Source organism: Paraburkholderia sp. Ac-20347 (genome assembly GCF_017104805.1).
In the GTDB taxonomy this organism is placed as follows: Bacteria; Pseudomonadota; Gammaproteobacteria; order Burkholderiales; family Burkholderiaceae; genus Paraburkholderia; species Paraburkholderia tropica.
Window position 1 is genome coordinate 1 of sequence record NZ_JAAGPN010000059.1, and the last position, 20,178, is coordinate 20,178.

Here is a 20,178-nt window from a genome sequence, read left to right on the forward strand (position 1 = left end):
CCGAGGTCGCCGTTCAGTTCGCCGCTCATTTCGTCGCTGACGTCGGCTTCCACTTCGCCCTTCAGCTCGGTGCCCAGCTCGCGATGCACCACCGCGCGGAACGGCGCGCCCAGCTCGCCCTCGACGTTGTCGGTCGGCGGCTGGAACGGCGGCGCGCCCAGCGGCGTGCGCGGCTGCAGCGCGGGCGGCTTGGGCGCTTCGTAACCGGCTTCCTGCGCCGATTCGCCGGCGGGTTCGTTCGGGAACAGTTCGAGTTCGACGCCGTGCGGAGCGGCGATGTCGGCGACGGTGGGCGCGACGGGTTCGTCCGGGGCTTGAGGCGCGTCCTGATCGACGGATTCGGTGGATTCGGTCGATTCAGCGGATTCAGCCGCGTCGTCGTCCGTCTCGCTGCCGAACAGCGCATCAGTCTCGCCGAAGCCTTCGTCGCCGCCTTCCAGCGCCGTTTCGTCGCCGCTCGCCGCGTCTTCGCCGTCGCCCTTCGCCAGCATCGTGCGCAGCAGCGGCAGCGTCACCGCGCGCTTCTGTTCGAGCGAGAAACGGTCGAGCTGGTTGAGCAGCTTCATCAGGCTCGGCATGTCGCGGCGGAAATGCGTGAGCAGATAGGCTGGCACGTCGTCGGCGAGATTGATGCCGCGCTCGCGTGCCGCGTGCTTGAGCACGGCCGCCTTGCCCGCGTCCGAGAGCGGCGCGAGGTGGAACACGAGGCCCCAGCCGAGGCGCGTGCGCAGATCCTCGCGCACCGCGAGACCCATCGGCGCGGCGTTGCCGGTGGCGACCAGCGCCGTACCCGGATGCGAGCGCACCTCGTTGAAGAGGTTGAACAGCGCGATCTGCTGCGCGCCCGAGAGCGAGTCGCAGTCGTCGACGGCGTAGATCGGCACGCGCGCGTCGAAGGTGAAGGCGGCGAGGCCGCTTTTCGGTCCGAGATAGCGCACGCGTCCGGGCGGCGTCTCACCGGCGAGCGCGTGCAGCAGATGCGAGCGGCCGTTGCCCGGTTCGCCCCAGATGTAGAACGTGCGGTCGGCCTGCGGGTCGGCGGCGTGCGCGCTCGCGGCGAGCGCGGCGTCCAGCCCGCGCAGGCGTGCGACCAGCTCCGCGTTGGCGCCGGTGTGGAAGTTGTCGAAGGTCGATGGCGGCGGGGTGCCGAGATCGAGCGTTAACTGTCGCTGCACGGTTGTCTGGCGGAAGTCAGTTCTTGTAGAGCGCGCTCGCGAGATAGCTGCGCCGCAGTTCGCGCAGCGCGATCGAGAGGATCGCGCTCGCGGGCAAGGCGAGCAGCACGCCGAAGAAGCCGAAAAGTTGCCCGAACGCGAGCAACGCGAAGATCACCGCGAGCGGATGCAGGCCGATACGCTCGCCGACGAGGCGCGGCGTGAGGAAAAAGCCCTCGAGCACCTGGCCCACGCCGTAGATCAGCGCCACCGCGCCGAAGCCGTACCAGTTGCCGAACTGGAGCAGCGCCGCGATCAGCGCGAGCACGAGACCGGTCGCGTAGCCGAGATACGGAATCAGCACCGCGAGGCCCGTGAACACGCCCACCGGCAGCGCGACCTCGAAGCCCGCGATCGACAGCGTGATCGCGTAGAACGCGGCCAGCACGGCCATCACCAGCAACTGGCCGCGCAGATATTGCGCGAGCATGCGGTCCATTTCGCCCGCCAGCTCCATCGTGCGCCCAAACCAGCGGCGCGGGATGAAGGTCTGCACGCGCACCAGCATCGCGTTCCAGTCGTAGAGCAGATAAAACAGCACGAGCGGCACGAGCACGGCGTTCGAGACCACTTCGATCGCCACGTTGCTGCTGGTGCGGATCGACGTCCATGCGTAGAGCGCGATGGTCTGCGCGCTGCCTTCGATGCGGCTCGTGATCAGGTCGCGCAGGCTCTGGAAGTCGAGCATCGAATCGCTGACGCCGAGAAACGCGAGCTTGGGCGTGAGCCAGTCGTGCAGATGCGTGATCATCGCCGGCACCTGCTGTTTCAGTTGCGGCCCTTCTTTCTGGATCACCGCCAGCAGCAGCACGACCAGCATCGTCACGAGCAGCGCGAACAGCAGCATCATGGCGAGCGCGGCGAGGCCGCGCGGCACGCGGCGGCGCACCAGCCACGCCACGCCCGGCTGCAGGATGTAGGCGAGCAGGCCGCCGAGCAGGAAGGGCGTGAGGACCGGGCGCAGCAGCCACAGCACGATGCCGAAGGCGAGCGCGAGCGCGGCCCAGATGAAGGCCTGACGCTGATACGGCGTGAAAATCGGTGTGTTCGGCGACAAATCGTGGTTTCCGGTTCTGGAGCGCGGTTTGGCGGGCGGGCGCGATCGTGCGGCATGCGCGCGCCCAGGCTTGCTCAAGCGTGTCCGGGCGCGGCTCAGCGGGGCTGACAGCACGTGACCGGTGCGTTCCTGGCGGCGTCTCGCCGCCCGTCTCCAAAATACTCGCCCCAGCCGCGGCGGCGGGGCTCCTGCAATCGGTTAAAATCGCATTTTACCGACCTTCTGGCACTTCCCCATGAATCAACCGAAATCCGGCCCCGCTAATCAGGCGCAAGGCCTCTCCTACGCCGACGCCGGCGTCGACATGGTCGCGGGCGACGCGCTCGTCGACCGCATCAAGCCGTTTGCGAAGAAGACCCTGCGCGAAGGCGTGATGGGCGGCATCGGCGGATTCGGCGCGCTCTTCGAAGTGCCGAAGCGTTACAAGGAACCGGTGCTCGTTTCGGGCACCGACGGCGTCGGCACCAAGCTGCGCCTCGCGTTTCATCTGAACAAACACGATACGGTCGGCCAGGATCTCGTCGCGATGAGCGTGAACGATATTCTCGTGCAGGGCGCCGAGCCGCTGTTCTTCCTCGACTACTTCGCCTGCGGCAAGCTGGACGTCGACACGGCGGCCACGGTCGTGAAGGGCATCGCGCAGGGTTGCGAGCTGTCGGGCTGCGCGCTGATCGGCGGCGAAACGGCCGAAATGCCGGGCATGTACCCGGACGGCGAATACGACCTCGCGGGCTTCGCGGTCGGCGCCGTGGAAAAGAGCAAGATCATCGACGGCAGCACGATCGTCCCCGGCGACGTGGTGCTGGGCCTCGCGTCGAGCGGCATCCACTCGAACGGCTTTTCGCTCGTGCGCAAGATCATCGAGCGCGCGAATCCCGACCTGAACGCCGACTTCGACGGCCGCTCGCTGGGCGACGCGCTGATGGCGCCCACGCGCATCTACGTGAAGCCGCTGCTCAAGCTGATGGAAACCATCGCTGTGAAGGGCATGGCGCACATCACCGGCGGCGGTCTGGTCGAAAACATTCCGCGCGTGCTGCGCGAAGGCCTCACGGCTGAACTGGATCACGCGGCATGGCCGCTGCCGCCGCTGTTCTCGTGGCTGCAGAAGGAAGGCGGTGTCGCCGACGCGGAAATGCACCGCGTGTTCAACTGCGGCATCGGCATGGCCGTGATCGTGGCGGCGGATCAGGCCGATGCGGCCGCGTCGCTGCTGGCGGCGGCGGGCGAGCAGGTCTGGAAGATCGGCGTCGTGCGCGAAAGCAAGGAAGGCGAAGCGCAGACCGTGGTGGTCTGAGCGGCTCCAGCCGGCTAAAAACGCAGTCTGACAACATCGCGCCGGTTCGGCGAGGCTTCCCGAAGGAAGCTCGCCGAACCGGCGCGAAGTCGTTTACGGCGCGTGGGAATCGCGCGTCACAGCACCGTGCGCACGTGCCACAACTCCGGAAACAGCACGACATCGAGCATCTTGCGCAGATACGGCGCGCCATTGGTGCCGCCCGTGCCCTGCTTGAAGCCGATGATGCGCTCGACCGTGGTCACGTGGCGGAAGCGCCACTGGCGGAACGCATCTTCGAGATCGACGAGTTCCTCGGCCATTTCGTACAGATCCCAGTGCTTCGACGGATTGCGGTAGATCTCCAGCCACGCGGCCTCGACGCTGCTGTCGTGCTCCGTCGCCAGCGTCCAGTCGCGCGCGAGCCGCTCGGGCGCGATCGCGAAGCCGCGCCGCGCGAGCAGGCGGATCACTTCGTCGTAGAACGAGGGCGCGTCGAGCGTCGCCTTCACCTGCGCGTGGATTTCGGGCCGATGCTCGTGCGGCTTGAGCATCTGCGCATTCTTGTTGCCGAGCAGAAACTCGATCATGCGGTACTGATACGACTGGAAGCCCGACGAAGCGCCCAGATACGGCCGCATCGACGTGTACTCCGAAGGCGTCATGGTCGACAATACGTTCCACGCCTGCACCAGTTGTTCGAGAATGCGCGAGACGCGCGCGAGCTGCTTGAACGCGGGCGGCAGCTCGTCGCGATGCACGTTCGCGAGCGCGGCGTGCAGTTCGTAGAGCGCGAGCTTCATCCACAGTTCGCTCGTCTGATGCTGGACGATGAACAGCATCTCGTTGTGATCGGGCGAGAGCGGATGCTGCGCGTTGAGCACCTTGTCGAGGCCGAGGTAATCCCCGTAGCTCATCGACTTCGAGAAGTCGAGTTGCGCGTCGTGCCAGCCGTCGCCCTGTTCGGCGGCCGGTAATGCCTCCGTGTGAGCCGCTGCCGCTGCCGTCGCCGCGCCATGCCCAAACGGACAACCGCCGCGCGGCGCGTCGTTCGACGCATTCGTCTCTTCGGGCACGCCGGGAATCTGCATGTGGTCGTTCATCGTGCGTTCCTCAAGTCACCGCGCCGCGCGCGGCGAATTCCGGCTTGCGCCATTGTTCCGTGGCGAGCACGTCGCGCAGCGTTTCGACGGCGTCCCAGACATCGGCGTAACCGATGTAAAGCGGCGTGAAGCCGAAGCGCAGCACGCGCGGCTCGCGATAGTCGCCGATCACGCCGCGCGCGATCAGCGCCTGCATCACTTCGTAGCCGTGCGGATGTTCGAAGCTCACGTGCGAGCCGCGGCGCGCATGCTCGCGCGGCGTGACGAGCGTGAGGTCGAAACCGGCGCAGCGCGTCTCCACCAGTTCGATGAAGAGATCGGTCAGCGCGAGCGATTTTTCGCGGATCGCCGGCATGCCCGTTTGCAGGAACACGTCGAGGCCGCATTCGACCAGCGCCATCGAAATGATCGGCTGCGTGCCGCACAGATAGCGGCCGATGCCGTCGTCGGGCCGGTATTGCGGATTCATTTCGAACGGCGACTTGTGACCCCACCAGCCCGACAGCGGCTGCGAAAAGGTGTTCTGGTTGCGCCTCGGCACCCACACGAAACCGGGCGAGCCGGGGCCGCCGTTCAGATACTTGTACGTGCAACCGACCGCGTAGTCGGCGTTCACGCCATTCAGATCGACCGGCACCGCGCCCGCCGAATGCGCGAGGTCCCAGAGCGCGAGCGCGCCCTGCGCGTGGATGTGCTCCGTGAGCGCGCGCATGTCGTGCATTTCGCCGGTGCGGTAGTTCACGTGCGTGATCATGGCGACGGCCACGTCCTCGCGGATCGCCGCGGGCAATTCGCTCGGGTCGTCGACGAGACGCAGTTCGTAGCCGCGATCGAGCTGCTCGATCAGGCCTTGGGCGATGTACAGATCGCTCGGGAAATTCGAGCGTTCCGAGACGATCACGCGACGCTTCGGATCGCGCGCGTTCTGCACGCGCAGCGCGGCGGAGAGCGCCTTGAAGAGATTGATCGAGATGGTGTCGGTGACCACGACCTCGTCTTCGGCCGCGCCGATCAGTGGCGCGAGTTTGTTACCGAGCCGGCGTGGCAGCGCGAACCAGCCCGCGGTGTTCCAGCTACGGATCAGGCCTTCGCCCCATTCGCCGCCGATCACGGCCTGGGCGCGCGCGGCGCTCGCTTTCGGCGGCACGCCGAGCGAGTTGCCGTCGAGATAAATGGTGTCGGGAGCGAGCGCGAACTGGTCGCGCCGCGCGGCGAGCGGGTCGGCGCGGTCGAGCGCGAGGGCTGCGTGTCGGTCGTTCATGGTCGATGCAATTCCGGTGGGGAGATTTTTCAGGTTGCCGATGCCGGCAGCGCGCGCAGCACGGCGCGCACGGGGCTGGCGTCGAGCGTCGCGAACTTGAGCGGCAGCGCGATGAGTTCGTAATCGCCGGGCGCGACGGCGTCGAGCACCACGCCTTCGAGGATCGCCATGCGATGCGCGCGGATGCGGTGATGCGCGTCCATCGTCTTCGATTCCTGCGGGTCGAGCGACGGCGTGTCGATGCCGATCAGCCGCACGCCGTGCGCCGCGAGCAGATCGACGGTTTCGGGCGCGACCGCGCAGAACGCGCTGTCCCAGCGATCCTGCGGCGCGCTCGCGTAAGTGCGTAGCAGCACGCGCGGCGGGATGCCGTCCAGCGCGGCCTGCACGTGCTCGGGCAGCACGACGGGCGTCGCGCCGATGCAGTCGATCATCCGGCACGCGCCGATATACGTATCGAGCGGCACCTCGCCGATGGGCGCGCCTTCGGCGTCGTAATGGAGCGGGGCGTCGGTGTGCGCGCCCGTGTGCGGCGAAAGCGTGACGCGCGCCACGTTGACCGGCGAACCCGCTTCCATGCGCCAGACGCGCTCGACGGTCACGGGCGTATCGCCCGGCCAGACGGGCGTTGCAGGGTGGATGGGCGGGGAAATGTCCCAGAGGTCGTTCATCTTGCTGACAAGGTTGTCTCGTTATTTTTCGAATGATAGGCAACCCGCCGCGAAATGTGCTTGCGAAAAAAACGCCGCAAGCTACAGTTCTTGGCACATAATTTGTTACAAGACGGGAAAGGAGACCAAATATGAACGCTATCTCGCTCGACGCTACCGATTGCCGGATTCTCTCCGTGCTGCAGAACGAGGGCCGCATCAGTAACCTCGATCTGGCCGAACGCATTTCACTGTCGCCGTCCGCGTGTTTGCGGCGTCTGCGCCTGCTCGAAGAGCAAGGCGTGGTCGAGCGCTATCGCGCCTGTCTGAACCGGGAGATTCTCGGTTTCGAGATGGAAGCCTTCGTGCAGGTGTCGATGCGCAACGACCAGGAAAGCTGGCACGAGCGCTTCGTGACGGCGCTGCGCGACTGGCCGGAGGTGGTGGGAGCGTACGTCGTGACCGGGGAAACGCATTACCTGCTGCGGGTGCTCGCGCACAACCTCAAGCACTACTCGGACTTCGTGCTCAACAAGCTCTACAAGGCGCCCGGCGTGATGGACATCCGCTCGAACATCGTGCTGACGACGCTCAAGGTGGAGGCGGGCGTGCCCGTCGATCTGATCGCGCAGCGCGCCGAGCAGAAGACGGCGCCGGTCTGACGTTTTTGCACGCGCCGATGTAAAAAGGGCCGCTTCGAGCGGCCCTTGGCGTTGGCGCGGCGGATCGCGCGTTCGATCGCGCCTGCGATCCGCTTAAAGCGATTGCAGCCGATGGAAACCGCCGCCGTGGAAGACCAGCGGCGAGTCGGCGTCGAGATCCTCGCGCACCCCGCAACGCTCCACTTCGCCGACGAAGATCACGTGATCGCCTTCGTCGTAGCGGCTGCGGTTGTGGCATTCGAACCAGGCGATGGCGCCGTCGAGCACGGGCATGCCGGTGTCTCCGGCCGCGTGCGAGACGCCTTCGAAGCGATCGCCCTTCACGGTGGCGAAGCGCTTGCACAGGTCGAGCTGCGACGCCGCGAGCACATTCACCACATAATGGCTGTTGCTGCGGAACACCGGCATCGAGGCCGAGCGCGTGGCGAGACTCCAGAGCACGAGCGGCGGCGTCAGCGACACCGAGTTGAACGAACTCGCGGTGATGCCGATCAGCGAGCCGTCGGGCGCCTGGGTCGTGATGACCGTGACGCCGGTCGCGAACTGGCCGAGCGCGCGGCGGAAGGCGGCGGCGTCGAAATTGGGCGGGCTGGCGCGGCGGGTCATCGTTGCGCGCCTTCGGCGTAATAGGTGGCGATCAGCAAAGTCATGTGGAATTTCAGCGGATTGCCCCAATTTTAGCGAAAAGCGGCGCGCGACAGGCTGTACACCCACTCGCGCGCCGGGTTACCTGGGGTTGCGTGGTGCCATGCGCGGCGTGCGAAGCCGGCGTGGCGCAGCGCCGGCGCCCCATCACAGGAGAGTTCAGCATGAGTCAGACAGTCGAAACGGCCACCCTCGGCGGCGGATGTTTCTGGTGCCTCGAGGCGGTATTTCTGCGCGTGGACGGCGTGCTCGCGGTCGAATCGGGCTACGCGGGCGGCCACACCACGAACCCGTCCTACGAGCAGGTCTGCGACGGCGAAACCGGCCACGCCGAAGTCGTGAAGGTCGATTTCGATCCCGCGAAGATCAGCTATCGCGAGGTTCTCGACATCTTCTTCGCGATTCACGATCCGACCCAGTTGAACCGCCAGGGCAACGACGTCGGCACGCAATATCGCTCGGTGATCTTCACGCATTCGGACGCGCAGCGCGACATCGCCGAACAGGCCATTCGCGAGCTGGCGGCCGAGGGCGTCTACGACGGCAAGATCGTCACGCAGGTGCTGCCGCTCGACGGCAACTATTTCCCGGCCGAGGCGTATCACCAGAACTACTTCGCGCAGCATCCGGATCAGGGCTACTGCGCGTTCGTGGTGGCGCCGAAGGTGGCGAAATTCCGCCAGAAGTTCGCGCATCGGCTCAAAGCTGACTGATCTTCCGACTGGATAGCCGATGAAAACGGCGGGCGCTTTGCGGCGTCCGCCGTTTTTTATTGCGCGGACGAATCGATGGAGGCGGCGATGTCGGCGACATCGGCGGCCGCTTCGGCACGCAGACGCTGCACTTCATCAGCGATGGCGCGCGCGAGCTTCTGGCAGGTCAGCGGCGCCGAGCCTTCGGCCTTGTTGTTGGTCGTGATCAGCACCGGCTGGCCCGCGATCACGTAGCGCGCCGCGAGTTCGGCGAGCGCGTCGCGCGTGTGCGGGTCTTCGTCGACGAGCTTGTCGAACGGCTCGTAACGCGCCTTCGCCTGCTCGTACTTGAAGCCGCTGTGCAGGCTCCAGCGCACGATCAGCGGACCGGCGGGCGCTTCGCCGTCCATCAGCGCGAGCGCGGCGGCCTGGCGCAGCGGGTCGGGCATGCGCGCGTGCAGACCGACGCAATAGCGCACGCCCGCCGCGCGCAGCATGCGCACGAAGCGCGGCGTGAGCAGGATGGCGTCGCGGATCTCGACGGCGTAGCAGGTCGCGTCGCCCGGCGCGGCGTCGGCGGCCGGTGCCGGAAGCGGCGGCAGCGCGGCCAGGAACGCGGCGAGGCGCTCGACGAAGGTCGTCGGATCGGCGAGCAGCTGGTCGGTCAGCGGTGGAAACTGGAACACCAGCGCGCCCGCTTTCGCGCCGAGGCCTGCGAGGCACGGCTCGACGAATTCGCGTGCGGCCAGTTCGGGATTCAGGAAGCAGGGATTGGCCGAGACCGGCTCGCCGCGATCGCCGCGCACGCTGGCGTCGGTGATGAGCGCGGGCGCCTTGACGATGAAGCGGAAGTGGTCCGGCACCTGCTGCGCGTAGCGCAGGTAGTCGGTAACCGTCAGCGGCGCGTAGAACGAGCGGTCGATGCTCACCGAGCGCAGCAGCGGATGCGCGCCGTAGGCGGCGAGGCCGTCGCGGGCGAGCTTCGAGTTGCTGTAGTCGTCGCCGTAGACGAGGCCGCGCCAGCCCGGAAACGACCACGACGACGTCCCCAGACGCACGCCTGCGGGCAATTCCGCGCCGAGATCGAGCACGTCTTGCGCGAGTTCGGCGGGCAGCACGCCGCGCGCGCGGCGCTTCGGGGCGGGCGGGGTATCGCCGGATTCGGACGTGGGGGCGGGTTTGGCGCGTTTCGGTTTCGGCGCGGGGTCGCCTTCGGCGCTTGCGTTGGCGATATCGGCGGTCTTGGCGCGCTTCGGCAGTTCGGGCGGCACGAAGCCGAACAGATCGGTTTGCGGCGGTTCAGTCCTCGGCGTCGCGTCCGCAGCCCGCGTGGCGCGGCGTTCACGCGGACGGCGCGTGGTCGATCCGGCGCTCGATCCATCATCAGGCGCGAGGCCGGAACCGTCGTTCTCCAGTGCGCCGAAAAGGCCGTCGTCGCGTTCGTTCATGCTCGTCTAGTCAGTGGCGAAAGGCCGGTGGCAAAAAAGCGCCGTTCGCCTGGCGCGGGCGGGCGGCGGTTCCGTACTGCGCGCCGCCCGCGCCGACGCCCCGTGTTACAGCGGCTTCTCGTACATGTAGCGGCGCGACCAGGGCAGCGTCGTCGCGCTGCGTCCGGCCTTGCGGCAGACGATCTGATAGATCGACACGTCGTCGTGCTCGAACGCGTACGCGCAGCCGGCCAGATACACGCGCCAGATGCGGAACTTCTCGTCGTCGACGAGTTGCTTCGCTTCCTGCGCGCGCGCCTCGAAATTGTCCGCCCAGAGGTCGAGCGTGTGCGCATAGTGACGGCGCAGGCTCTCCACGTCAACCGCCTCCAGTCCGCCGCGCTGCGCCGCTTCGAGCGCGAGGCCGATATGCGGCAGCTCGCCGTCCGGGAACACGTAACGGTCGATGAACTCGCCGCCGCCCAGCGCCGTCTCGCCGCTTTCCGCGTCGCTCGACGTGATGCCGTGATTCATGGCGACGCCGTCGTCGGCGAGCAGTTCGCGCACCTTCGTGAAATAGCCCGGCAGATTTTTGCGCCCGACGTGCTCGAACATGCCCACGCTCGTGATGCGATCGAACTGGCCCGTGACGTCGCGGTAATCCTGCAGACGGATTTCGATGCGGTCCTGCAGGCCCGCGTCCTTGACGCGCTGCGTCGCGAGATCGAACTGGTTCTGCGAAAGCGTCACGCCCACGCAGCGCGCGCCGAACTTCTGCGCGGCGCGCAGCACGAGCGCGCCCCAGCCGCAGCCGATGTCGAGCAGCGTCTGGTCCGGCTGCAACTGGATCTTGGTGAGGATGTGGTCGATCTTCTTCAGTTGCGCGGTGGCGAGGTCTTCGTCGCCGTTCTCGAAATAGGCGCAGGAATAGACCATGTTCTCGTCGAGCCACAGCTTGTAGAACTCGTTCGAGACATCGTAGTGATACTGGATCGCGCGCTTGTCGGTGGTCTTCGAGTGCGTGAAGTAGCGGCGCACGCGCGCGAGCTTGCTGGCGCTCGTGACCGTGTTGCGGGCGAGCGAATAGCTGATGTTGATGATGTCGGCGAGCTTGCCTTCGATGTCGATCTTGCCCTTCACGTAGGCCTCGCCGAGATTGTCGAGGCTCGGTTCGAGCAGCAGCGGCAGCGCCGCCGCGCTATTGACCTTCAGCGTGACCTGCGGCGCGGCGAAGTGCCCGAAGTCGTATTGCTGACCGCTCCAGAGCACGAGCCGCGCGGGCAGGTTGGCCTTGCTGCGCACTTCGTCGACCCATTGCGCGAGTTTTTTCTCCCAGAACATGCGTTTTCTCCCTGTCCGATGAACGAGTGAAGCCCAAAGACACAAGCGAATTGCGATGCCAGCGATGAAGCCAAAACGGGAAGGCGCGGCGGCGTCGGTCGCCGCGCCGGGGTACGGCGGGTGTAGCTGATACGGCGCCGCGTGGGCGGCGCGTTTGAAGCGATGTGCCTGATGCCTTACGGCGCGAGGCGCTCGATGCGCCAGGCGTCGGCTGCGTGCTCACGCACGTAGCGAATGCGGTCGTGCAGACGCGACGGGCGGCCCTGCCAGAATTCGATTGCGGTCGGCACGACGCGATAGCCGCCCCAATGCGGCGGACGCGGCGGATTTTCGCCGTACTGCGCGCTGATTTCGCGCTCGCGCGCTTCGAGCTGCTCGCGGTTTTCGATCACCGCGCTCTGCGCCGACGCCCAGGCGCCGATGCGCGAGCCGAGCGGACGCGACTGGAAATACGCTTCGCTTTCCGCCTCGCTGGTCTTTTCGACCGTGCCTTCGATGCGCACCTGACGCTCGAGCTCGACCCAGTGAAACAGCAGCGCCGCGTGCGGATTGGCGCCCAGTTCGCGGCCCTTGCGGCTCTCGTAGTTCGTGAAGAACACGAAGCCGCGCTCGTCCACGCCCTTGATCAGCAGGATGCGCGCGGCGGGGCGGCCCTGCGCGTCGACGGTGGCGACCGTCATGGCGTTCGGCTCGGGCAGCTTCGCGTCGAGCGCCTGGGCGAACCAGGTCTGGAACTGGCGGATGGGATCGGGATCGACGTCGGCGGCATCGAGCGAGCCGAGCGAGTAGTTCTTGCGGAGGTCGGCGAGGGAGGTCATGTTTTATGCAGACGCTTCAGTGCGAACAAGTATAACGAAGAGGCGGAAATGGGGACGCGAACGACGGTTCGGCGGCCCGCCCACGGCGGCGGCGGACCCGGACGGATGCGGCCGCGTCGGGCCAGCTTGGGCGCGATCAGGCAAAATACGGGTCTCGCGAGGGCCGGGGCAGTGCGCCGGTCCGCTTACGATTGCTACCGCCATGTCCAGTACCCCGACTTCCCCTGTTGCCGGCGCCGCCGGCCCCGCTGATCTTACCGCGAGCCTCGCCGCCGATGTTGCGGACCGGGCCCGTCGCTTCGGCGGCGTGGCGCGGCTTTACGGCGCACCCGCCCTCGATGCGTTCGAGCGCGCGCACATTGCCGTGATCGGCATCGGCGGCGTGGGCTCGTGGGTCGCGGAGGCGCTCGCGCGCAGCGCCATCGGCACGCTCACGCTGATCGACCTCGACAACGTCGCCGAAAGCAACACCAACCGTCAGATTCACGCGCTCGACGGCAACTACGGCAAGCCGAAAGTCGAGGCGATGGCCGAGCGCATCAAGCTGATCGATCCGGCCTGCGACGTGCGGCTCGTCGAGGATTTCGTCGAGCCGTCGAATTTCGACGCGCTGCTGGGCGGCGGTTTCGACTACGTGGTGGACGCCATCGACAGCGTGCGCACCAAGACCGCGCTGATCGCGTGGTGCGTGGAGCATCGCGTGCCGCTCATCACCGTGGGCGGCGCGGGCGGGCAGCTCGACCCGACGCGCATCCGTATCGACGACCTCGCGCTGACGATCCAGGACCCGCTGCTTTCGAAGGTGCGCGGGCAGTTGCGCAAGCATCACGGTTTCCCGCGCGGGCCGAAGGCACGCTTCAAGGTGAGCGCCGTCTATTCCGACGAACCGCTGATCTATCCGGAAGCGGCGGTGTGCGACGTCGACAACGAGGCCGAACACCTGACGACCTCCCCGGGCCATCACGGGCCGGTCGGGCTCAACTGCGCGGGGTTCGGTTCGAGCGTCTGCGTGACGGCGAGCTTCGGGTTCGCGGCGGCGGCGTATGTGCTGCGGACGTTGGCGCATCAGGCGAATGCGCGGGCGGCGGGGTAAATCCTCAATTCAAGGCCAACCGTCCCTCTTTTAAGGATTCACCATCAAAAAAACGCCACGGTCTCCCGTGGCGTTTCTCCATCCAGCGCGGCGTGCTCAACCAGCCAGGCGCCGCTCAGTTCAACGTCGCGCTCAACTTGCGCCGCCACTCGCTCACGAGCTGCGGCTGATGCGCGGCCAGATCGAACACAGACAGCATCGTCTTGCGGCCGATATCCTCGCGGAACGTCCGGTCGCGCTTCACGATTTCCAGCAGATGTTCCAGCGCGCCCGCGTACTTGCGCCGCGCGATCAGCGCGCTCGCGAGATCGAATTGCGCTTCGAGATCGTCCGGATTGCTCGCCACGCGCGTTTCGAGCGCGTCGGTCGGCGGCAAATCGGCGGCGGCGTCGAGCGCGTCGAGACGCGTCTTCAGCGCATTGAAGCGCGCGTCGATGCCCTGCGTGGTCTTCGGCGAGAGCAGATCGACTTCGTTGTGCGCTTCGTCCGCGCGGTTGTCGGCGAGCAGCATCTCGATCAGGTCCATGCGCGCGTCGTCGAAACCGGGGTCGTAGGCGAGCGCGGCCTGCAGCGCTTCATAGGCGTCCTCGCGGCGGCCTTCCTCGATGGCCTGCTGCGCGACCTGGCGCGCGGCCTGCGCCGAATCGGGAATCAGCCGGTCGATGAATTCGCGCAGTCGCCCTTCGGGTAGCACGCCGATGAACTGGTCGACGGCCTGGCGGTCGGCGAACGCGACGACGTGCGGAATGCTGCGCACCTGGAAGTGCGCGGCCAGCTCCTGGTTTTCGTCGACGTTGACTTTCACGAGCCGCCATTTGCCTGCGTATTCGGCTTCGAGTTTTTCGAGCATCGGGCCGAGCGATTTGCACGGGCCGCACCACGGCGCCCAGAAGTCGACCAGCACCGGTGCGAGCGCCGACGCTTCGATCACGTCTCTTTCAAAAGTGGCCAGAGTGGTATCCATTGCGTCCTCGTTGGGAATTGGCAGTCACGCGTGAAGATGGGGGCGAATCGCCGCGCTTCAATGCGCGGGCTTTTTCTCGGGCAGCGGAATCCATTCGGTTTCGCCGGGCACCTGCCCCATTTCCTGACGCGTCCATGCGGCCTTCGCGGCGTCGATCTTCGCGCGCGAACTGGCCACGAAGTTCCATTCGATGAAGCGTTCGCCTTCGAGCTTTTCGCCGCCGAGCAGCATCACGCGCGCGCTGTTCGCGCTCGCGAGCGTGACCGTTTCGCCCGGCACCAGCACGGCCATGCTGTGCTGGTCGAGCGGCGTGCCGTCGATCGACAGGTCGCCTTCGACCAGATACACGCCGCGCTCCTCGTGCTCGGGTTCGAGCGCGATGGCGCTGCCGGGCGCGAAGTCGGCGGCCACGTAGAGCGTGCCCGAGAAGGTCTCGACGGGCGAGGTCGCGCCGAACGCCGTGCCCGCGATCACGCGCAGCGTCACGCCGTTGCGCTCGATTTCGGGCAGCGTCGCGGCTGCGTGATGGAAGAACGACGGCTCGACGTCCTCGTGATCGAGCGGCAGCGCGACCCACGTCTGGATGCCGTGCATCGTGAGGCCGGTGGCGCGGTTTTCGTCGGGCGTGCGCTCGGAATGGACGATGCCGCGGCCCGCCGTCATCCAGTTGACGTCGCCGGGCAGAATCTTCTGCTCCGAGCCGAGGCTGTCGCGATGCATCAGCGCGCCGTCGTAGAGATAGGTGACGGTGGCGAGGCCGATGTGCGGATGCGGACGCACGTCGACGCCCGCGCCGGGCGCGAGCGTGGCCGGGCCCATGTGGTCGAAGAAGATGAACGGGCCGACGAGCCGCGCGGCCATGGCGGGCAGCACGCGGCGCACGTACAGGTTGCCGATGTCGCGCTGATGAGGCTTGAGGACCGCTTTGATCGATGAGGACATGGACGCTTCCTTGATGAGCCGGACGGTTCGAATGAGTGGGGCAAGGCGGCGGGGCAGCAGGGCGGCAGCGTGGCCGCGCCTGCGCTGCGCGCGCGGACTGGCGCTCATTCTAACGCCCGCTCCGGCGCTGTGTCGGCAAGCGCGAAGTGCCGTGTAAGGCGTCCGCTCGGGCTTCGTGGGACGCCTGACGCGCGCCCGGCCGGCGTCGACACAATTTGTCCGGTTGGGCGAGCACGCGCCGCAGCCGCTAAACTGACAGATTCGAAAGAACAATAGAGGGAGCCGGAGAGATGTCGCCGAAGGATTTGTTGCTGGCGCTGGTGGTGGTGATCGCGTGGGGCGTGAATTTCGTCGTGATCAAGGTGGGTCTGCACGGCGTGCCGCCGCTGCTTCTCGGCGCGCTGCGCTTCATGCTGGCGGCGTTCCCGGCGGTGCTGTTCGTGAAGCGGCCCAAACTGCCGCTGCGCTGGCTGCTTGCCTACGGCGCGACCATTTCGTTCGGCCAGTTCGCGTTTCTGTTCACGGCGATGTACGTCGGCATGCCCGCCGGACTCGCCTCGGTCGTGCTGCAGGCGCAGGCGTTCTTCACGCTGGTGTTCGCGGCCGTGTTTCTCGGCGAGCGGTTTCGCGCGCAGAACGTCATCGGCCTGCTGATCGCGGCGGGCGGGCTCGCGCTGATCGGCCTGCAATCGACCGCGGCGGCGGGCGTGGGCGTGCAGACCATGACGGCCGCGGGCTTCATCCTCACGCTGTGCGCGGCCTGCATGTGGGCGCTCGGCAACATCGTCACGAAGAAAGTGGGCAAGGTCGATCTGGTCGGCCTCGTGGTCTGGGCGAGCCTGATTCCGCCGCTGCCGTTCCTCGTGCTCTCGTATTTCATGGAGGGCCCGCAGCGCATCGAAACCGCGCTCGAAGGCATCGGCATGACTTCGATCGGCGCGATCGTCTATCTCGCGTTTATCGCGACGATACTCGGCTACAGCCTCTGGAGCCGTCTGCTCGCGAAGTATCCGGCCAGCCAGGTCGCGCCGTTCTCGCTGCTGGTGCCGATCGTCGGGCTCGCGGCGGCCGCGCTGCTGCTCGGCGAGCGCCTGAGCGCCGCGCAGATCGGCGGCGCGGCGCTCGTGATGGCGGGCCTCGGCGTGAATGTATTCGGCGGTTGGGTCAGGCAGCGTCTGGTGGCGGCGCGCACCTGACTTGCAGCTGACACGCACCTGAGCACGCACATTTGAATTCGCGGCATCGGCGCATGAAAAAACGCCGCGCTTCCGGAAGGAAGGCGCGGCGTTTTCACATCTGACGCGTCGATCGATCAGGTCATGCGGCTCTTCGCGAGCGGCGGATTGGCCGCGAAATAGCGCTTGATGCCCTTCATGATCGCGTTGGCCATCTTGTCGCGATAGGCCTCGTCGTTGAGCTTCTGCTCTTCTTCGGGATTGCTGATGAACGCGGTTTCCACGAGGATCGACGGAATATCGGGCGCCTTGAGCACCGCGAAACCGGCCTGCTCGACCGAGCCCTTGTGCAGCTTGTTGATCTCGCCGACCTCGTTGAGCACGAAGCCGCCGTAGCGCAGCGAGTCGCGGATCTGCGCCGTCGTCGACATGTCGAACAGCGCGCGGTTGACGGCGGCGTCCGCCGTCTTCACGTTGATGCCGCCGATCTGGTCCGACGAGTTTTCCTTGTTCGCCATCCAGCGCGCGGCCGCGCTGGTCGCGCCATGCTCGGAAAGCGCGAACACCGACGAGCCGCGCGCGGCGGGCGTGGTGAACGCATCGGCGTGAATCGACACGAACAGGTCCGCGCCCACGCGGCGCGCCTTCTGCACGCGCACGTTCAGCGGCACGAAGAAGTCGGCGTCGCGCGTCATCATCGCGCGCATGTTGGGCTGGGCGTCGATCTTCGCGCGCAGGCGCTTGGCGATGTCGAGCGCGATGTGCTTCTCGTAGGTGCCGCCGCCGCCGATCGCGCCCGGATCCTCGCCGCCGTGGCCCGGATCGATCGCGACCGTGAGCAGGCGCGTGGTGCCGCCCTTGCCGGACTTCGGCGCGGTGAAACCGTAGTTGTCGTCGTCCTTGTCGGAGTCGTCGTCGGTCTGGGCGACGACGGGCGGCTTCGGCGCGGGCTTCGGCTTGACGACGACCGTCGGCGGCACCGGCGCCACGGGACGCGGCGACGACGGTCCCGACGATCCCAAAGGCGCGCCGCCGTCGTTCTGCGCGTAGCGCTGGAAGAAGTCTTCGCTGTTGTCGTGGCGCGGCGGCGTGTTCGGACCCGCGAGCGTGGACGGCGTGGGCGGCGTGTTCTGGCGCATCGCCTCGTGGGCGTCGAGCTGCTGCTGCTTGTGTTCGGTCTGCGCGAGCAGATCCATGAGCGGGTCGGGCGCGACGGCCGGATACAGGTCGAACACCAGCCGGTACTTGTACGAGCCGACCGGCTGCAGCGTGAACACCTGCGGCTTCACCGAGCCCTTCAGGTCGAACACCATGCGCACGACGTGCGGCTGATACTGCCCGACGCGCACGGCCTGGATCTGCGGATCGTTCGGCGTGATCTTGGAGACGAGATTCTTGAGCGCGTCGTCGAGGTCGAGGCCACTCAGATCGACCACGAGGCGGTCGGGATTCTGCAGCAGCGTTTGCGTGGTCGTCAGCGCCTGATCGGATTCGATCGTGACGCGCGTGTAGTCGCGCGCGGGCCACACGCGCACGCCCATGACCGAGGTCGCCCAGGCGAGGCGCGGCGCCGCGAGGCCGAGCACCAGCGTGGACGCGCCCGCCTTCAGAATCTGCCGGCGTCGCCAGTTGTGCGTGGCGGTGGCGGCGGACTCGATCGAGCGGAACGGTTTGATTAACATCTTTCTAGACATGCCTTTCCTGATGCGCTGTATGCGTACGCGGTGAGCACGCGGCCTTCGCCGTCCGGCCCGGGTTCGAGCTGGAACACCAGGTCCGGCACGCCGAGCAGGCCGCCCGCGCGTTGCGGCCATTCGACGAGACACACCGCCCCTTGCGCGAAATATTCGCGGAAGCCGGCGTCGGCCCATTCGGCCGGGTCGCTGAAACGATACAGATCGAAGTGATAGAGCTGGAGTTCCCCGCTCGCGCTCGCAACCGTGTACGGCTCGACGAGCGTGTACGTCGGGCTGCGCACGCGTCCGTTGTGGCCGAGCGCGCGCAGCGAGGCGCGCACGAGCGAAGTCTTGCCTGCGCCGAGGTCGCCGAGTAGCTGAACGTGCAGACCGCCGAACGCGTTGACGGCTGCGTGGCGTGCGGAACTGGCCGTATTGTCGGCAGGCTGGCGGGAAACTTGCGTGCTGGCGGCGCGTACGGCGTCGAGCGCGTGTGCGAAACGCGCGCCGAACGCATCGGTGGCGCTTTCATCCGCGAGCTCGAAACGGCGTTCGAGCAGAACAGGAGCGGCGGGCAGGCTCGCGTGGTCGTGACCGGGCGTGTCGGGCATTCTCGTAAAATGGCGTGATGAACCCCTCGCATTCCCCGTTGAACCAGACATTGGCCGCAGAGGCCGCGCGCGAGCCTGACGAGGCGAGTGCGTCGCGTGCATCGTCGTGCGCGCAGCAGACGCAGGGCGCCGGCGCGTCGGCGACGCTCGACGCAGCGGCGCTGGCCGCGCTCGCGACGCAAATCCGCGCATGGGGACGCGAGCTGGGGTTCGGTGCGATCGGTATCAGCGACACCGACCTGTCCCATGCCGAGGCGGGCCTTGCCGCGTGGCTTGAAGCGGGCTGCCACGGCGAGATGGATTATATGGCCAAACATGGGATGAAACGCGCCCGGCCCGCCGAGCTCGTTGCCGGTACGCGACGTGTCATCACCGCGCGCATGGCCTATTTGCCGGCCGCCACGCTCGATCCGTCGACGGCCGCGGCCACGGAGCATGCAGCAGGTCAGCCCGCCGAAAGCGCTTCGCAAGGCGCGGATGAAGGCCATCGCTCGCACGCCATCCACGACGACTGGCGTCAGCGCGAACACGCGCGTCTCGCCGATCCGCACGCCGCCGTGGTGTCGATCTACGCACGCGGCCGCGATTATCACAAGGTCATGCGCGCGCGTTTGCAGCAACTCGCGGAGCGCATCGAGGGCGAGATCGGCGCATTCGGTTTTCGCGTCTTCACCGACTCGGCGCCCGTGCTCGAAGTGGAGCTCGCGCAGAAGGCGGGCATCGGCTGGCGTGGCAAGCACACGCTGCTGCTCCAGCGCGACGCGGGCTCGCTGTTCTTTCTCGGCGAGATCTACGTCGATGTGCCGCTGCCCACCGATGCGGACGATCCGGCCAGCGCCGCTCCCGAAACGCCCGGCGCGCATTGCGGCAGTTGCACGCGCTGCATCGACGCGTGTCCGACGGGCGCGATCACCGAGCCGTATCGCGTCGATGCGCGCCGCTGCATCTCGTATCTGACGATCGAGCTGAAAGGCAGCATTCCCCTGGACATGCGGCCGCTGATCGGCAATCGTGTCTATGGTTGCGACGACTGTCAGCTCGTGTGTCCGTGGAACAAGTTCGCGAAGGCCGCGCCGGTCGCCGATTTCGACGTGCGCCACGGGCTCGACCGCGCGAGTCTCGTCGAGCTGTTCGGCTGGAGCGCGGCGCAGTTCGACGAGCGCATGCAGGGCAGCGCGATCCGGCGCATCGGTTACGAAAGCTGGTCGCGCAATATCGCGGTGGCGATGGGTAATGCGCTGCGTGCGCTGCGCGTGGACGAAGCGACCGGAACAGGCGAAATAAGCGCGCGCCGCGAAGCCATTGTCGATGCGCTGCGTGCGCGCGCGCAGGACGAATCGGCGGTCGTGCGCGAACATGTGCAATGGGCGCTGGAAGCAGCATGATCGGCATGGTCGACCCAACCGGCGCGGCGATTCAAGGAGAGCGGCGATGACGAAACCATTGGCAAGCGCATCGGCAACGTATTCACTGTGGGACGACGCGGAGGACGCGGCGATGCGCGCCGCTGCGAACATTCCCGCGAACGTGCCCGCAGATCTTTCCACCGATGCGCCTGCGCGCACGCCGAG

Annotated in this window: 18 protein-coding genes and 1 pseudogene; 6 read left to right on the top strand and 13 right to left on the bottom strand. The window is 67.0% G+C overall.

The window, feature by feature from the left end:
* Positions 1–482: 482 nt before the first annotated feature.
* Positions 483–1,175: pseudogene (hda, locus tag G3N97_RS14035) on the bottom strand (DnaA regulatory inactivator Hda); the annotation flags it as partial.
* Between the two features lie 16 nt (positions 1,176–1,191).
* Positions 1,192–2,271, bottom strand: a complete 1,080-nt coding sequence (locus G3N97_RS14040; RefSeq protein ID WP_205993754.1) for an AI-2E family transporter — start codon at positions 2,269–2,271, stop codon at positions 1,192–1,194.
* A gap of 235 nt (positions 2,272–2,506) precedes the next feature.
* Here G3N97_RS14040 and purM point away from each other — a divergent pair, with 235 nt between their 5' ends.
* Entirely contained in the window at positions 2,507–3,568 is a 1,062-nt protein-coding gene (gene purM / locus G3N97_RS14045) for a phosphoribosylformylglycinamidine cyclo-ligase (protein WP_205993755.1), read from the top strand.
* Between the two features lie 116 nt (positions 3,569–3,684).
* Here purM and kynA read toward each other — a convergent pair whose 3' ends face one another.
* Genes kynA through kynB form a run of 3 tightly spaced genes read right to left on the bottom strand, consistent with a single transcriptional unit; the run spans position 3,685 to position 6,582 of the window.
* On the bottom strand, positions 3,685–4,650 hold the full coding sequence (gene kynA / locus G3N97_RS14050; RefSeq protein WP_205993756.1) for a tryptophan 2,3-dioxygenase: 966 nt from the start codon (positions 4,648–4,650) through the stop codon (positions 3,685–3,687).
* 10 nt (positions 4,651–4,660) lie between these two features.
* A complete protein-coding gene (gene kynU, locus G3N97_RS14055) occupies positions 4,661–5,911 on the bottom strand; it encodes a kynureninase (protein WP_205993757.1) in 1,251 nt (416 codons plus the stop codon).
* Between the two features lie 29 nt (positions 5,912–5,940).
* Positions 5,941–6,582, bottom strand: a complete 642-nt coding sequence (gene kynB, locus G3N97_RS14060; protein WP_205993758.1) for an arylformamidase — start codon at positions 6,580–6,582, stop codon at positions 5,941–5,943.
* Positions 6,583–6,713: 131 nt separating this feature from the next.
* On the opposite strand from kynB, the gene G3N97_RS14065 reads away from it, so the two are divergent.
* Entirely contained in the window at positions 6,714–7,223 is a 510-nt protein-coding gene (locus G3N97_RS14065; protein WP_065057177.1) for an Lrp/AsnC family transcriptional regulator, read from the top strand.
* A gap of 93 nt (positions 7,224–7,316) precedes the next feature.
* Here G3N97_RS14065 and G3N97_RS14070 read toward each other — a convergent pair whose 3' ends face one another.
* Positions 7,317–7,829, bottom strand: a complete 513-nt coding sequence (locus G3N97_RS14070; RefSeq protein ID WP_065057178.1) for a flavin reductase family protein — start codon at positions 7,827–7,829, stop codon at positions 7,317–7,319.
* 203 nt (positions 7,830–8,032) lie between these two features.
* Between G3N97_RS14070 and msrA the strand changes: the two genes are divergently transcribed.
* Complete coding sequence (gene msrA / locus G3N97_RS14075; RefSeq protein WP_205993759.1) at positions 8,033–8,581, top strand: peptide-methionine (S)-S-oxide reductase MsrA; 549 nt, start codon at positions 8,033–8,035, stop codon at positions 8,579–8,581.
* 56 nt (positions 8,582–8,637) lie between these two features.
* Here msrA and G3N97_RS14080 read toward each other — a convergent pair whose 3' ends face one another.
* From G3N97_RS14080 to pdxH, 3 genes are all read right to left on the bottom strand, one after another.
* On the bottom strand, positions 8,638–10,008 hold the full coding sequence (locus G3N97_RS14080) for a DUF72 domain-containing protein (protein WP_241030572.1): 1,371 nt from the start codon (positions 10,006–10,008) through the stop codon (positions 8,638–8,640).
* 105 nt (positions 10,009–10,113) lie between these two features.
* Complete coding sequence (locus G3N97_RS14085) at positions 10,114–11,328, bottom strand: cyclopropane-fatty-acyl-phospholipid synthase family protein (RefSeq protein ID WP_205993760.1); 1,215 nt, start codon at positions 11,326–11,328, stop codon at positions 10,114–10,116.
* A 176-nt stretch (positions 11,329–11,504) separates the two neighbouring features.
* Positions 11,505–12,146: a pyridoxamine 5'-phosphate oxidase gene (gene pdxH / locus G3N97_RS14090; protein WP_205993761.1), complete on the bottom strand. Its 642-nt coding sequence runs from the start codon at positions 12,144–12,146 to the stop codon at positions 11,505–11,507.
* Positions 12,147–12,348: 202 nt separating this feature from the next.
* On the opposite strand from pdxH, the gene G3N97_RS14095 reads away from it, so the two are divergent.
* Positions 12,349–13,239 carry a tRNA threonylcarbamoyladenosine dehydratase gene (locus G3N97_RS14095; protein ID WP_205993762.1) on the top strand — a complete coding sequence of 297 codons (891 nt, stop codon included), beginning with the start codon at positions 12,349–12,351 and terminating at the stop codon, positions 13,237–13,239.
* Positions 13,240–13,354: 115 nt separating this feature from the next.
* On the opposite strand, the gene trxA is transcribed toward G3N97_RS14095, so the two are convergent.
* The gene (gene trxA, locus G3N97_RS14100; RefSeq protein WP_205993763.1) at positions 13,355–14,203 is read right to left on the bottom strand and encodes a thioredoxin; all 849 of its coding nucleotides are present in this window, start codon (positions 14,201–14,203) and stop codon (positions 13,355–13,357) included.
* 57 nt (positions 14,204–14,260) lie between these two features.
* Positions 14,261–15,145: a pirin family protein gene (locus tag G3N97_RS14105; protein ID WP_205993764.1), complete on the bottom strand. Its 885-nt coding sequence runs from the start codon at positions 15,143–15,145 to the stop codon at positions 14,261–14,263.
* 290 nt (positions 15,146–15,435) lie between these two features.
* On the opposite strand from G3N97_RS14105, the gene G3N97_RS14110 reads away from it, so the two are divergent.
* The gene (locus tag G3N97_RS14110) at positions 15,436–16,341 is read left to right on the top strand and encodes an EamA family transporter (RefSeq protein ID WP_065057187.1); all 906 of its coding nucleotides are present in this window, start codon (positions 15,436–15,438) and stop codon (positions 16,339–16,341) included.
* 116 nt (positions 16,342–16,457) lie between these two features.
* Here G3N97_RS14110 and G3N97_RS14115 read toward each other — a convergent pair whose 3' ends face one another.
* Positions 16,458–18,014: an N-acetylmuramoyl-L-alanine amidase gene (locus G3N97_RS14115; RefSeq protein WP_205993765.1), complete on the bottom strand. Its 1,557-nt coding sequence runs from the start codon at positions 18,012–18,014 to the stop codon at positions 16,458–16,460.
* Positions 17,996–18,607 carry a tRNA (adenosine(37)-N6)-threonylcarbamoyltransferase complex ATPase subunit type 1 TsaE gene (tsaE, locus tag G3N97_RS14120; protein ID WP_205993769.1) on the bottom strand — a complete coding sequence of 204 codons (612 nt, stop codon included), beginning with the start codon at positions 18,605–18,607 and terminating at the stop codon, positions 17,996–17,998. Before tsaE ends, G3N97_RS14115 begins: the two co-directional genes overlap by 19 nt.
* A 17-nt stretch (positions 18,608–18,624) precedes the next feature.
* Between tsaE and queG the strand changes: the two genes are divergently transcribed.
* Positions 18,625–19,992: a tRNA epoxyqueuosine(34) reductase QueG gene (gene queG / locus G3N97_RS14125; RefSeq protein ID WP_205993770.1), complete on the top strand. Its 1,368-nt coding sequence runs from the start codon at positions 18,625–18,627 to the stop codon at positions 19,990–19,992.
* Positions 19,993–20,178 lie beyond the last annotated feature (186 nt).

Bases quoted from the DNA above. Each gene is read 5' to 3' on its own strand.
- G3N97_RS14085 (WP_205993760.1), bottom strand. From the start codon at position 11,328: ATGTTCTGGGAGAAAAAACTCGCGCAATGGGTCGACGAAGTGCGCAGC.
- kynU (WP_205993757.1), bottom strand. From the start codon at position 5,911: ATGAACGACCGACACGCAGCCCTCGCGCTCGACCGCGCCGACCCGCTC.
- G3N97_RS14080 (WP_241030572.1), bottom strand. From the start codon at position 10,008: ATGAACGAACGCGACGACGGCCTTTTCGGCGCACTGGAGAACGACGGT.
- kynA (WP_205993756.1), bottom strand. From the start codon at position 4,650: ATGAACGACCACATGCAGATTCCCGGCGTGCCCGAAGAGACGAATGCG.
- kynB (WP_205993758.1), bottom strand. From the start codon at position 6,582: ATGAACGACCTCTGGGACATTTCCCCGCCCATCCACCCTGCAACGCCC.
- G3N97_RS14105 (WP_205993764.1), bottom strand. From the start codon at position 15,145: ATGTCCTCATCGATCAAAGCGGTCCTCAAGCCTCATCAGCGCGACATC.
- tsaE (WP_205993769.1), bottom strand. From the start codon at position 18,607: ATGCCCGACACGCCCGGTCACGACCACGCGAGCCTGCCCGCCGCTCCT.
- msrA (WP_205993759.1), top strand. From the start codon at position 8,033: ATGAGTCAGACAGTCGAAACGGCCACCCTCGGCGGCGGATGTTTCTGG.
- queG (WP_205993770.1), top strand. From the start codon at position 18,625: ATGAACCCCTCGCATTCCCCGTTGAACCAGACATTGGCCGCAGAGGCC.
- G3N97_RS14065 (WP_065057177.1), top strand. From the start codon at position 6,714: ATGAACGCTATCTCGCTCGACGCTACCGATTGCCGGATTCTCTCCGTG.
- G3N97_RS14110 (WP_065057187.1), top strand. From the start codon at position 15,436: ATGTCGCCGAAGGATTTGTTGCTGGCGCTGGTGGTGGTGATCGCGTGG.
- G3N97_RS14070 (WP_065057178.1), bottom strand. From the start codon at position 7,829: ATGACCCGCCGCGCCAGCCCGCCCAATTTCGACGCCGCCGCCTTCCGC.
- trxA (WP_205993763.1), bottom strand. From the start codon at position 14,203: ATGGATACCACTCTGGCCACTTTTGAAAGAGACGTGATCGAAGCGTCG.
- purM (WP_205993755.1), top strand. From the start codon at position 2,507: ATGAATCAACCGAAATCCGGCCCCGCTAATCAGGCGCAAGGCCTCTCC.
- G3N97_RS14115 (WP_205993765.1), bottom strand. From the start codon at position 18,014: ATGTCTAGAAAGATGTTAATCAAACCGTTCCGCTCGATCGAGTCCGCC.
- G3N97_RS14095 (WP_205993762.1), top strand. From the start codon at position 12,349: ATGTCCAGTACCCCGACTTCCCCTGTTGCCGGCGCCGCCGGCCCCGCT.
- pdxH (WP_205993761.1), bottom strand. From the start codon at position 12,146: ATGACCTCCCTCGCCGACCTCCGCAAGAACTACTCGCTCGGCTCGCTC.